At 45.7% G+C, this 12,163-nt stretch carries 12 protein-coding genes, 1 tRNA gene and 1 riboswitch; of the genes, 6 read left to right on the plus strand and 7 right to left on the minus strand.

Annotated features, from left to right (window positions below):
- Nucleotides 1-266 precede the first annotated feature (266 nt).
- The 3 genes from ACX9NY_RS13185 (at nt 267) to ACX9NY_RS13195 (ending at nt 4,376) form a co-directional block, all read left to right on the plus strand.
- The gene (locus tag ACX9NY_RS13185) at nt 267-2,030 is read left to right on the plus strand and encodes a DEAD/DEAH box helicase (protein WP_339241238.1); all 1,764 of its coding nucleotides are present in this window, start codon (nt 267-269) and stop codon (nt 2,028-2,030) included.
- A gap of 3 nt (nt 2,031-2,033) precedes the next feature.
- Nucleotides 2,034-3,215, plus strand: a complete 1,182-nt coding sequence (locus ACX9NY_RS13190; protein ID WP_339241236.1) for a YqhG family protein — start codon at nt 2,034-2,036, stop codon at nt 3,213-3,215.
- A gap of 153 nt (nt 3,216-3,368) precedes the next feature.
- On the plus strand, nt 3,369-4,376 hold the full coding sequence (locus ACX9NY_RS13195; protein ID WP_472478825.1) for a hypothetical protein: 1,008 nt from the start codon (nt 3,369-3,371) through the stop codon (nt 4,374-4,376).
- Nucleotides 4,377-4,530: 154 nt separating this feature from the next.
- Here ACX9NY_RS13195 and ACX9NY_RS13200 read toward each other — a convergent pair whose 3' ends face one another.
- On the minus strand, nt 4,531-4,749 hold the full coding sequence (locus ACX9NY_RS13200) for a YqzE family protein (protein ID WP_339303090.1): 219 nt from the start codon (nt 4,747-4,749) through the stop codon (nt 4,531-4,533).
- 195 nt (nt 4,750-4,944) lie between these two features.
- Between ACX9NY_RS13200 and ACX9NY_RS13205 the strand changes: the two genes are divergently transcribed.
- On the plus strand, nt 4,945-5,688 hold the full coding sequence (locus ACX9NY_RS13205) for an N-acetylmuramoyl-L-alanine amidase family protein (protein WP_342572520.1): 744 nt from the start codon (nt 4,945-4,947) through the stop codon (nt 5,686-5,688).
- Here ACX9NY_RS13205 and ACX9NY_RS13210 read toward each other — a convergent pair.
- The gene (locus ACX9NY_RS13210; RefSeq protein WP_472478827.1) at nt 5,663-6,502 is read right to left on the minus strand and encodes a divergent polysaccharide deacetylase family protein; all 840 of its coding nucleotides are present in this window, start codon (nt 6,500-6,502) and stop codon (nt 5,663-5,665) included. The two genes, ACX9NY_RS13205 and ACX9NY_RS13210, sit on opposite strands and share 26 nt — an antisense overlap.
- Nucleotides 6,503-6,906: 404 nt before the next feature.
- Between ACX9NY_RS13210 and xynC the strand changes: the two genes are divergently transcribed.
- On the plus strand, nt 6,907-8,601 hold the full coding sequence (gene xynC, locus ACX9NY_RS13215) for a glucuronoarabinoxylan endo-1,4-beta-xylanase XynC (protein ID WP_472478829.1): 1,695 nt from the start codon (nt 6,907-6,909) through the stop codon (nt 8,599-8,601).
- 92 nt (nt 8,602-8,693) lie between these two features.
- On the opposite strand, the gene ACX9NY_RS13220 is transcribed toward xynC, so the two are convergent.
- Together ACX9NY_RS13220 and pelA are read right to left on the minus strand one after the other, a co-directional pair.
- Nucleotides 8,694-8,778: transfer RNA gene (locus ACX9NY_RS13220), tRNA-Leu, on the minus strand.
- Nucleotides 8,779-8,941: 163 nt separating this feature from the next.
- Nucleotides 8,942-9,895: a pectate lyase gene (pelA, locus tag ACX9NY_RS13225; RefSeq protein WP_472478831.1), complete on the minus strand. Its 954-nt coding sequence runs from the start codon at nt 9,893-9,895 to the stop codon at nt 8,942-8,944.
- Between the two features lie 427 nt (nt 9,896-10,322).
- Nucleotides 10,323-10,454: riboswitch (cyclic di-AMP (ydaO/yuaA leader) on the plus strand.
- A gap of 5 nt (nt 10,455-10,459) precedes the next feature.
- On the opposite strand from pelA, the gene ACX9NY_RS13230 reads away from it, so the two are divergent.
- Complete coding sequence (locus ACX9NY_RS13230) at nt 10,460-10,924, plus strand: C40 family peptidase (RefSeq protein WP_339241221.1); 465 nt, start codon at nt 10,460-10,462, stop codon at nt 10,922-10,924.
- A 98-nt stretch (nt 10,925-11,022) separates the two neighbouring features.
- On the opposite strand, the gene ACX9NY_RS13235 is transcribed toward ACX9NY_RS13230, so the two are convergent.
- From ACX9NY_RS13235 to ACX9NY_RS13245, 3 genes are all read right to left on the minus strand, one after another.
- Nucleotides 11,023-11,352, minus strand: coding sequence for a carboxymuconolactone decarboxylase family protein (locus tag ACX9NY_RS13235; RefSeq protein WP_339243003.1), 330 nt, complete (start codon nt 11,350-11,352; stop codon nt 11,023-11,025).
- A 141-nt stretch (nt 11,353-11,493) separates the two neighbouring features.
- Entirely contained in the window at nt 11,494-11,712 is a 219-nt protein-coding gene (locus ACX9NY_RS13240; protein ID WP_278295843.1) for a hypothetical protein, read from the minus strand.
- Between the two features lie 119 nt (nt 11,713-11,831).
- On the minus strand, nt 11,832-12,161 hold the full coding sequence (locus tag ACX9NY_RS13245) for a hypothetical protein (protein ID WP_036609615.1): 330 nt from the start codon (nt 12,159-12,161) through the stop codon (nt 11,832-11,834).
- Nucleotides 12,162-12,163: the final 2 nt, after the last annotated feature.

The raw sequence follows: 12,163 nt of genomic DNA on the forward strand, positions 1-12,163 counted from the left end.
AGAAAAAACCTGAAAGAGCGAAGCGTTCGCCTAAAAGCTTTCTGAAAGAAAGCTGCATCGAAAGCATACGCTATCCCCGGATTTCCCCTTCAGAAAAGGGAATCAAAAAAATCTGGGGATAACAGCGATTGGAAGGTTGTTCTGTCATCGTAGTGTTCGTGCAAATAAAATGTAGTTCAACTTGTATAGTTATGAACTCACTCTCATTCGTCCATACTATTACCTACGAATAAAACGTCATCACGTATGGCAGGGGAGGAAGCATCATGAACCGGAAAAACCCGCACCACACGAATCAACCTGTAGCCGAGCTGCCCGTTCCACTGGAATTCGATCGAAGCTGGATCAATCAGTTGGAATCACGACTGGATAAAGGGGGCCCTTGGGGAGATTACCGACTCTTTCAACTGGGCATTCAAGCCGAAGAGACCAATCTGATTCCCAATTTTGACGAAATTCAGTGTTTGAAGCATTTACAAGGCCTTACTCCACTTCCTCACCAGATGGACACTGCACGCAGAGTATTATTTGAAATGTCAGGCCGGGCCATTCTCGCCGATGAGGTCGGTCTTGGCAAAACCATTGAAGCCGGTCTCATTCTGAAAGAATATATGGTTCGGGGTCTCGTATCCAAGGTACTCATTCTCGTACCGGCTTCTCTTGTGTTGCAATGGGTACGGGAGTTGAATTCGAAATTCGGTATTCCTGCCATTGCCCAGAAAAAGGCCTATTCCTGGCAGAATGAAGTAGTCGTTGCTTCAATGGATACAGCCAAACGTGACCCGCATAAAGATATGCTGCTGAACACTGATTACGACATGATCATTATTGATGAAGCACATAAGCTCAAAAACAAGAAAACAACCAATTATCAATTCATGCTGAAATTGCGCAAAAAGTACTGTTTGCTGCTCACAGCTACACCTGTGCAGAACGATATGAGTGAGCTGTTCAATCTGATTAACCTGCTGAAGCCCGGTCAGTTGGGGCGTCAGGGTGACTTTGCGGCCAACTTTGTCGTAGACAAACGGGTTCCGAAAAATCAGGAACAACTTAAGAACGAGTTATCCAAAGTGATGATTCGTAACCGCCGCGGCGAAGGCCCCGTTCAATTTACCAAACGGAACGTCTCCAACGTGAATCTGCAACTATCGCCCGAAGAACAAGCGCTTTATGATGGGGTGACGTCCTTTGTTAAGGATCAATACCAGGAAGCTGGCGGCAACCTGAGCAGCATGCTCTCCCTTGTTACATTGCAGCGTGAAGTGTGTAGTAGTCGAGATGCGGTATTCGTGACACTGGTTAATCTGTCGAAGAAACTTCCGCTGGACTCTCCCCTTCGGGACAAGATTTGGGAACTCGTTGCCCATATCAAAGCGATCAAGGAAAATACCAAAGCCGAGAAAACGATGGAGCTAATTCGGAACATGAATGAAAAAGTAATTATCTTCACCGAATACCGGGCCACGCAGGAGTATCTGCTAAACTATTTCCGTAACAATGGGCTTACGGCTGTACCCTATCGGGGTGGTATGAATCGAGGCAAAAAAGACTGGATGATGGATCTCTTCCGCGGACGTGTGCAGGCCATGATTGCAACCGAAGCGGGTGGCGAGGGCATTAATCTGCAATTCTGCCACCATATGATCAACTTTGATCTGCCTTGGAACCCTATGCGGGTAGAGCAGCGGATCGGTCGGGTACACCGTCTGGGACAGCAAAATGATGTGAACATTTTCAACCTATCCACGTCCGGAACCATTGAGGAACATATCCTGAACCTGCTGCATGAGAAAATCAATATGTTTGAGATGGTGATTGGCGGGCTGGATGTCATTCTGGAACGGCTGGAGAAGAAGGAGTCCATTGAGAAAAGCCTGTACAAAATCATGTTGGAATCACAAAATGATGAAGATATTCGCCGTAAAATGGATTCACTTGGGCAATCACTGAACTCCATTCAACGCGAGGTTGCCGATGAAGGCCCTGCCGTCTCCGGGCTGTTAGATCTTCGCAAAGGAGGTAGCTGACCCATGACCATGACTCCCCATGAAGTGCAGGCATATGTTCTCACCTATCTGGAAGCACTCGATTGTCAGATTATGGAGCGTTCGCCTGCCCATGTTACTGTTAAACTTTCGCCTGAGGCAGACAAAGCGTTGACCAATCGCCCCTATTATTGGGGGTTCGTGGAGCGAACCGGAGCACCCGCTGAGACAATGTCCTTTACATTTATATTCGATCCTGACAGTTATCAGCAGGCCATTGAAGCAGCAGAAGCCAAAACAGCGCAAGCATCACCTGACACTGCTCAAACGAATGGCGCAACCAACGGCAGTCCTCAAGGCGAGCCACCGAAAGAAACCATTCTGGGCCGTTATTTCGGCATTACTCCATCCATGCCACTACTGGGACCAGGAAGGATATTGCGTGAAGAAGTGGTGTACGGCAGTCGCAGACTCCAACAGATTTTTGGTGCAGCACGTGAAGGGGGTGCCTTCGTGAATCTGTTCGAACAAGCTGCCAAACGGCAATTGCGCGCTACAGCGCCAGCCGTATATGAACCTTGGCTCGGTGTCTGTTTCAAGGTAGAGTTCGCCTGTGATTTGAAACGGGAAGAATTGCATTTTCTCGGCATCTCCCTTCGCTCAGGTGAAATTATAGAGAAGTTCGGAACCAAGCTGAATCGACGTGATCTCAGTCCAAGGCTCGCGGAGAACATGCATGTACAGACAGCCAAAGTATCGTTATCCGATGCCGGAGCTGCTCTCGAATCTCATTTGACGAACCGCTTGCTGGAACTCGATTATAGCTGGGCTGAGAAAGCCCAAGAGCGACTTGATCTGGAGCTGGACGTGTTGGATACCTATTACGAAGCAGTACTCCGGGAAGATACACCTGAAGTAGAACCCCCGGGTAACATAGCCTCAGGCGTGGAGAGTGTCCATTCTAACCGCACGTCACCTGTATCTCTGAAAAAAGTTCTGGATATAACTAACGCTAAACCCATTGGAACAGATATGGAACTGGCCGCAGAGGCCGTTGTGCCGATCGAAACCGAGACAGACGCTGAAGAAGAGAAAGCCAAACAGGCGGTTATCGATCGCGAAGCCATGAAACTGCAATACGAGACACGCCGGACCGAGATGATCTGGCAATACGAACCCAAAGTGAAAGTGACTGCGATTAGCAGCGGCATGTTTCACTTAAGATAGACGAAGACACTACTTTTCCTGCAAATGCTGGCAAAAGTAGTGTTTATTCATGATCAGCTGCCCGACAGGTTGCGGCAACCTTTGCATAGCCCGTCCCCTAGAATGAAATTAGGACCGGCTCAGGTAACGGATAAATGAAAAGTAGGTGTGAATTTGAAACAATTCTTCCATATGTGTTGGAACAACGCTCGGAAAACAGTCTGTATCTCCTTGGGCTTGCTCAGTTGTCTTGCCCTATTCTCCTTTTGGTCGATAGCCAATGCTGAAGAACAAAAAACGTCTTCACCATATCTCGCTTCATCTACAGCATATGGTCCCGAACATCATGCTTCCCAGAATGACAAACTAGCTCCCGCTGCTGTGCAACGATTTGCAGAGCAACAAGCTGCTGCACTTGGTACGGCTAACGCGGAAACTGATTGGAAGAACGCCGACCTGGACTTCTATCCTCTGGGCCCTGGTACACATAGCTGGCTGGTGCAAGCTGCATTGGATGGGAAACCAATGGGATATATGATTATTACCGCCACAGAACAGGGACATCTGATGCTTAGTGAATATGGTCAAGGAGAGCAGTCACCATATAACAATGAACTTCTCGGACAAGCCTTGGATCGACAACATGTGAATCTTGAGGCGTTACTTGCTGGCGGAGGAGAGCTTCATCGTGGTTATGCTCTTCCCCTGCTGGCTTATTGGAAAGTGGAACAACCCAACCATCCTGCACTTTATATTGATGCTACGAATGGTGATGTATTACCCTCCGAGTTACTGAAGCTGTTGGAGGCTGATTCCAAACAGGTTTCTGCGATCATAACTAAGTTATCCATAGCTCCATCGGGCACAGTCGATCCAATTCATTTGCGTCCCGTCTTCAATCCGGCTGACAATCTGTTGTGGATGACATCCAAGCCTATTGCTGCCAATCGGGCACGAGAGGTGATACAACACGGGGAGGATCAAGAAATTGTTTTCTCAGCAGATGATCGCAACGTCGTATACGGTGGTCCTCTACCCGTCAGCGGTTATCAGCTGTGGCATGCAGGACAGGAAACAGAGTCCATTCTATATGTAGCGCTTGGTGGAAAAACATCCATTCAACGCTTTGTGCCTTTGAGCATATTACAACAAGACGGTCAGTTTTACATCTTGAAGCCTTAACTGTCAGCTAACTCTACAGAGCATTCAATAACGTTAGAACAATTAAATATCTACAACAAATAAGACGCCTTCCCATGTAATAAAGGGATTGCGTCTTTTGGTTTCTCAACAAGGCGTGTCTTTAAGCTCACTGAGTGAAATAGGTGTGCTACAGTTATCCTTTGCCTGAAGAACTTCGTTTATGAGACGGTGTATCCAATTCCTTTTCCTTTTTCCCCACCCACAGGGATACAGCGAAGGGAATCATACCAAACCATTTCATCGCCCACGGCTCTTTCCTTTTGGCACGGTCTTTCCGCTCATCCTTCGGCGTATCGATATAATGAACAACCCGCTGCGTAATGTATTTTACCAATTCATCACTTTTGGCCATAACATCTGCCTCCTTCGCTCCTGCACATTCGCGGAGCTTACGATAGTTCTATTGTGTGCAAGATGTGTACTGGTTAAACATTTTTTTTGTTGAAAAGGGTATGAAAAACCTCAGAATGCACAGTCTAATGCCAAAGGTATCCAGACAGCCATGAATCTGCATCCGATACCTATTTCATGAAGGAGTGTGTATCCCATGTATAAGCTGCTGACCGCTTCGGTAGCCTTGTTAATCAGCTTCTATTGCCTTACCATGCTGCCCCATGTCGCTTATGGAAAAGCAGCCCCGTCTCAGAACAGTCCATCCATGCTGCCTGTGACCGATGGAGATGCTTATCGCTCAAGTCATCATGCCTTTGCAGCACCGGTTATCCTGCTCGATGTAGGCCATGGCGGTATTGACGGCGGTACGTCAGCCCAGGGTGTGCTGGAAAAAGATATCAATCTCGCCATTAGCCAAAAAGTCTATCTCCTGCTTCGCAGCAAAGGTTATGCCGTTATCATCAATCGACTTGGTGATTACGCCCTTAGTGACGACAACCGCTGGCTGAACAGCCGCTCGCGTCATACCAGAGATCTTGCCCAACGTAAGAGCCTTAGCGAAGAAGTAAGTACGGATATCGTGGTCAGCATCCATGCGAACTGGAGTCCCCGATCATCTGCACACGGCCCCGTGGTATTGCACCAGAAGGAAGGCAGAAGCTATCTGTTAGCCCAATCCATCCAGGACGCCATGAACCAATTATTCAAAACGGAGCACGGAGTCGTGTGGGGCAAGCCCTTTTATTTATTGAATTACGTGAAGCAGCCAGCCGTCATCGTCGAAACCGGATTTTTGAGCAACGCCGAAGACCGGGCCAGAATGAGTGACCCCGCAGAGCAAAAACGAATCGCAGAGTCTATTGCGAGCGGCATTATTTATTATCTGTCGGTAGTGTAGGGGTAGCGTGCCAGTTCCACACTTCGCGCACAAGATCGCCAATACCTACAAACTCAACCTGACCCTGCAGACGGGAAACGGATTCACGAACTACAGCTGATGTGTTCATCCCGCTATGTCCGACATGACCAATAACAACACAGGTCTCCTTGTCGATTGCACGACGAGCTGCCAGATCCATTTGCTTGCGAATGTGTTGCTTGGAGTTCTGATCATCCAGGAAAATGTCATTACCTACAGGTGGCATGTTTTTGGATATAGCCAGTTCCCCCACCACGGAGCGAAAGTTCGTACGGCTGTCTACAAAGAATAGGCCCCGCTCCTTGCATACATCGAGCACAATGGACATGATGCGTTTGTCCGAAGTAATTTTGGAACCCATATGATTGTTCATGCCAATTGCGTAGGGCACATCATCAATCGCTTTTTCCACGCGTGAGCGGACTTCCTCATCTGTCAGATTGGATGTGATTGCACCCGGGCCCAGCCATTCAGGTCTTCCTTTCTTGGGTTCCATGGGCATGTGCACAATTACATCCATCCCCTTTTCATGTGCAGCTATCGCATCTTTCTTCGTTGTTGGCAAAAAAGGCATGACTGCTACCGTAAGTTTAATTGGCATTGCCAGGATCTCTGCGGTACCTTTCATGTCGTTACCAACATCATCGATGATAATCGCTAATCGTTTATGATTCGATGTGGACTCTGAAGCTGCCGCTGTTGGCCCTCCTGCCGATATCCCTGCGCAAATTACTATCAACAATACCATGCAACCTGCAATGAATCGAAAATGCTTTCTATTTTCCATCATCATGACTCCCTCCCCGTAAGTTTCTGTGATTTCATTGTTTGATAATGAAGGGGGGAATATGTAAGCCAATGCCTTCCTTAATCACAATATCCCCACCACTGGAGACCTGTATCTTCAGGGAACCACGCCATCTCCCCGTTTTCACCTTTACAATCAGACAAGAAATGTCATTGAACTGTAGAAAAAAGAGATTAATTAGAAAAAATACTGTAATTTGTCAGGTTTTCAGTTTGGCAATTATTTAGTAGAATCAACAAATGAAAGAAGTTAATATGTTTCATTTCTTTCCTATACTTTTTGGAAGGGGGTTTTGAAAGGGTTTACATAAAATAAATGCCAGACTATCAGCTCTTTTTATTTCCCTGGTCACGGTTTCTCTATGTAACCATTTACCATTATCGAGGAGGATGAAAGTAGTGAAATTCAAATTCAAAAAAACGATCAATGTTTTATTGGCCTGTTTAACAGCACTACCCCTGATGTTAACCCCGACACAAGTTTCGGCGGCAAGTGATGCCAACATTAATTTATCCTCGGAAAAACAACTGATCAAGGGCTTTGGCGGTATTAACCTTCCCGCCTGGATTGGTGATCTGACTCCCGCTCAACGTGAAACTGCTTTTGGTAATGACCAGAATCAGTTAGGCTTTTCAATTCTGAGGATCTACGTGGATCCAGATTCCAATAACTGGTATCGTGAAGTTGCCACAGCGAAACGGGCTATTGAGAAGGGAGCTATCGTATTCGCCTCCCCGTGGAATCCTCCGAGCAGCATGGTGGAAACGTTCAACCGTAATGGAGATACCAATGCCAAACGTTTGAAATACGACAAATATGCCGCATATGCGCAACATCTGAATGACTTTGTAACCTATATGAAAAATAACGGCGTAGATCTGTATGCCATTTCTGTGCAAAATGAACCGGATTACGCGCATGACTGGACCTGGTGGACTCCACAAGAAATTCTTCGTTTCATGAAAGAAAATGCCGGGTCCATTCAAGGTACCAAAGTCATGGCACCTGAATCCTTCCAGTACTTGAAGAACATATCCGATCCAATCCTGAATGATCCGCAGGCACTTGCCAACATGGACATTCTGGGAGCACATACGTATGGAACCCAGATTTCGAACTTTGCCTATCCTCTCTTTAAGCAAAAAGGAGCCGGTAAAGAACTGTGGATGACTGAGGTATATGTTCCGAACAGTGACAACAACTCAGCAGACCGCTGGCCTGAAGCACTGGAGGTTTCCTATCACATGCACAATGCCATGGTGGAAGGTGATTTCCAGGCCTATGTGTGGTGGTACATCCGCAGACAGTATGGTCCGATGAAAGAAGATGGTACCATAAGCAAACGCGGATATAATATGGCCCATTTCTCCAAATTTGTACGTCCTGGCTACCTGCGAGTCGATGCAACGAAAAATCCGGATACGAACACATTTGTCTCAGCCTATAAAGGGGATAATAAAGTAGTCGTCGTGGCAATTAACCGTGGAACTTCGGCCACAAGCCAAAAATTCGTTCTGCAGAATGGTAATGCCTCCACGGTGTCCTCATGGGTTACGGACAGCAGTCGCAACCTGGCAAGCGGGGCCTCGCTTACCGTATCCAATGGAGCCTTCACGGCACAACTCCCCGCTCAGAGCGTAACAACATTTGTTGCCAACATTACTGGTGGGAATAACGGTGGAAATACAGGCAGCGGCACTACTTATGAAGCAGAGACCGGAACAACACTTACGGAAGCTGCCATTGAAACGATCTACCCCGATTACACAGGCTCCGGGTATGTCAACTTCAATGCAATGACTGGTTCAGCCATTCAATGGAACGCTATTAACAATACGATTACTGGCACCAAAAATGTAAAGTTTCGTTATGCGCTGGAAAGTGGAACACGTAACCTCGACATTTTTGTTAACGGAACCAAAGTTATCAGCAATGAGCCCTTTCCAGCAACGGGAAGCTGGTCCACTTGGGTTGAAAAAACAATACAAGTTCCCATGAACACCGGGACCAATACCTTGAAAGTGGTTACAACGGGAACGGAAGGACCGAATATTGACAGCATTAATGTTACCGCAGCACAATAAAACATTCCGTATAGTTGATGTTAGGATAATATCAAAAAATGCAAACAAAAAAAGACTCCTCATGCGTTAGCTTGAGGAGTCTTTTTATTCGATGCGGTCGAGAGGACTCGAACCTCCACGGGGGGTTAGCCCACACGGACCTGAACCGTGCGCGTCTGCCAATTCCGCCACGACCGCATATTATATCTCCGTGATTAATCTCGGCGACAAGAAATAATATATCATGCCCAATCTATCATGTCAACACTGAAAATAATAACATGAAAGCCCGAACCAGACATGCTTGTCCATTCGGGCTTTACCTTCAACTAATCATTTGGTTCATCAAAAAGGAGTCATACTACAGCTTGGAAGGCCAATTGCCATACCAGGCATAACCGCCTCTTCTTTCTTTATCAATGTCACTCAATTTGTATTTAACTACCCCGTCTCGTCCAATGAAAATGGGTCTATCCGTTCCTATTTCATAGAAGCGTGCCCAGATCGGTGCTGCTTTGGAATCAGCGATAATCTTGCTATCACCATTTGCCCTTTCATACTTGTAACCCGTAATTTTCACCTTGTTAAACCAGTCCTCTGCTCCTTTAATGGATGCGGTAATTTTAGCGGTAGCAGGCCTTGTTTTCAGAAATTTAACAATCGTTACACTCTCTCCAGCTGTCAGCGATGGTACTTCGTAGATTCTTGCGCTCGCTGGTTTAAGGGAACTGGAATCATGTTGTTGTCCCCATGCTGTAAGCTTCCCGCCTGAGACGACCTGAGTATTCAGAATCGCCTCCACACCTTTGGCAACTGAATTTTTACTGCGATTAGCAAGTGTACTGTCGATAAATGAGAAATCACCTTTGCGTGTTGCTACTTCATCGAGCATGATCATTACATTAATCATTGCATCATCATTGTAGGTAATATGCTTGTGATATCCAGAGCTTTGGTAGACTTGTGGCCATCCGCCGTTTGAATACTGCATATTGATCAAAAAGTTGATTCCTTTGATTGCAGCTGTGGAGTAGCGTGGATCATTCGTCTTTTTAAATTCCTTCGCCAATCTTCTAATTTCTGAATATGTAGCCTTGTTGTCAATCGTGGACTTCGCCCACTCTCCACTTGTTTGTTTATAATCTTTTCTCCAACCTCCATCCGGCAGTTGGTTCTTCAAAATATCTGAAATACTCGCTGTAGTACCCGATGCATCAGCAGCAGATACCGTCCCTACAGGTAGAACTGCAATTCCAACTGTTGAGAACACCATGGCGCATGCCAGGACAAAAGTAACTATTTTCTTTGCTTTCAAATGTAACACTCTCCCATGTTCATTGTAATAACATCCACAATTCTACCTTACCTATAACGCCCGTCCTTAAACCTCCTTAATTTAAATATATAACATAATAAAATCTATTTTTATCCAATATGTGGATTGGATAATCAGATGATATGCAAAAAATCAATTTTTGTCAATATATGCAACTTAATGAATATAATCTCTTAAATTCTACATAACGGATAGTTCTTTTAACTCATGACAAACTTATTTATTTATCCAATTTCGTCTCAAACGAATCAATAATTACGTTTTTGTCATCAATGATACCCAAACTTGACGCCTTCTTTCATATAAAATCGTTAATTCCGCTAACATTGAGGTATTACGAAGGGGTTTAAAAGGGTTTGACAATTACGCATTTATGCAATATAGTTTCAAATAGTTACAAAAACTTAATTATTCATTGCCGAGTTTCAGGTTTGAAAACGGGGGAACCATTTTGGGTGAATTATTCTTATACATAGGAAATATAGGGAACCTTCTACCGAACCCTTAGCTAACTCCGTAGGCATCGAAGGGAGAACATTGATTTTGAAAAAACTGATTATCTCCATTTTTGGAGCGGCTGTACTATTTACATCCGGGGCAACAAGCACAGAGGCAAGCAGTATTAACTCCGTAGTGAACAACATGACAGGTATTCCTTACAAGTGGGGTGGCACGACTCTGGCCGGGTTCGACTGTTCCGGGTTTATGAGATATATTTTCAATAAATACAGCATTGAATTGCCACGTACTTCGCAACAGCAAGCCAAAGCAGGTACTCCAGTAGCCAAGAGCAATGTTCGGACAGGTGATCTGGTGTTCTTTAACACAACAGGCAAAGGCATTTCACATACAGGTGTTTATATCGGCGGCGGACAATTTGCACATGCATCCAGCAGCAAAGGGGTAAGCATCACCAAAATGAGCAATCCTTATTTCAATGATCGTTACGTAACAGCACGTCGGGTAACTGGACAGTTTATGTACGATAAAATGTTAGGGAAAATGTAGGGATAATATCAAAGAGGAGGCTCCGGATCAACCGGAACCTCCTCTTTTGTTTGATTTCCTCTTTAGGAGGACAGTCCTTGGACTACCTCCATCTACACTTAATGCAGCGCCTTCTGCACTCGCATCGCGCCCTGGGACAGGGCATGTCCGCCTCCTACAGCTCCAGCCACAGCAACGGTCTCCATAATCTCCTGATCTGTAGCGCCCTTGGCACGTGCTTCTTCTACATGATAGAAGGTACATACCTCATTGTTGGCGAACAAGCCAATACCAAGCGCGATGAGCTGTTTGGTCTTCGCATCAATCGCCCCAGGTTGGAAGCATTCTCCGGTAAACTCATGATACGACTTCACCACACCTGGCAGCACATCACTTAATGCTCCAATCTGATCCTTGTAGGCATGAACTTTATCATTCATCAATGTCATGTCTTGCAGCACACCCTCTCGGCTATAGTTACAGAATTTCTTCACTGTACCTATCTTCTCTCCCGAGTGAGTCAATTATGCCAAGAAATCATGGTAATTCCAAACATTTGTACGCTCATACTTCTGACATAATGATCGTTGTTACTCACCAAGTGGACTTTGCCGGGGTTCGCTGAACAACTGATAGCGGTAACCACGATCCAACTTGACGACACGTCGATTCTGACGACGGATAAGTACCTGCTCGCCATCCCAGGCAACGACAATCCCGGTTACATCGTTCGATTCGAGCTCGTCCCGTACTACTCTGACTTTCTCACCTGACAGACGCAGGGCGTCCAATTCTGTATCACTAATCATGTTCATGGCTCCTATATTCCAAATTTATTTACAAAAAGAGACCTAAATGAAAAGTCATTTAGGTCTCACGTGACTGTATTGGACTGTCATGTCATTCGAAATTATGTCCCGACTGAAAGTTACCGCTGCGCGTGCTCTTTGCTGTCGTTCTTCTCGAACCAAAAATCAAGCACTTTGGCGGACATCACACGTTCTTCAAGGTACTCCACTTGATGCGGTGTAAATTGTTCTTTCCAAGAGAAGGACAACTCTTCGCATAAGCCTACAATCGTCAGTAATTCTGACCAGGCAACATAGCGTTTGTACCAGAAAAATTGAGGATGTTCAATCATATAGGGATAAAGGTCATCGAATTCCGTATGTTTACAATCCAGGGCACGTTCAAAATGAACTTTCGATTCCGCCAGCTTATCATTAAAGAATTGTTCTGTTGCCGGTTGGTTCCCCATGG

The organism is Paenibacillus sp. CB74 (assembly GCF_055687625.1).

What these genes read in the sequence shown, in the direction of transcription:
- ACX9NY_RS13185 (WP_339241238.1), top strand. Translation starts at nt 267, where the DNA reads ATGAACCGGAAAAACCCGCACCACACGAATCAACCTGTAGCCGAGCTG.
- ACX9NY_RS13190 (WP_339241236.1), top strand. Translation starts at nt 2,034, where the DNA reads ATGACCATGACTCCCCATGAAGTGCAGGCATATGTTCTCACCTATCTG.
- ACX9NY_RS13200 (WP_339303090.1), bottom strand. Translation starts at nt 4,749, where the DNA reads ATGGCCAAAAGTGATGAATTGGTAAAATACATTACGCAGCGGGTTGTT.
- ACX9NY_RS13205 (WP_342572520.1), top strand. Translation starts at nt 4,945, where the DNA reads ATGTATAAGCTGCTGACCGCTTCGGTAGCCTTGTTAATCAGCTTCTAT.
- ACX9NY_RS13210 (WP_472478827.1), bottom strand. Translation starts at nt 6,502, where the DNA reads ATGATGATGGAAAATAGAAAGCATTTTCGATTCATTGCAGGTTGCATG.
- xynC (WP_472478829.1), top strand. Translation starts at nt 6,907, where the DNA reads ATGAAAGTAGTGAAATTCAAATTCAAAAAAACGATCAATGTTTTATTG.
- ACX9NY_RS13235 (WP_339243003.1), bottom strand. Translation starts at nt 11,352, where the DNA reads ATGACATTGATGAATGATAAAGTTCATGCCTACAAGGATCAGATTGGA.
- ACX9NY_RS13240 (WP_278295843.1), bottom strand. Translation starts at nt 11,712, where the DNA reads ATGATTAGTGATACAGAATTGGACGCCCTGCGTCTGTCAGGTGAGAAA.
- ACX9NY_RS13245 (WP_036609615.1), bottom strand. Translation starts at nt 12,161, where the DNA reads ATGGGGAACCAACCGGCAACAGAACAATTCTTTAATGATAAGCTGGCG.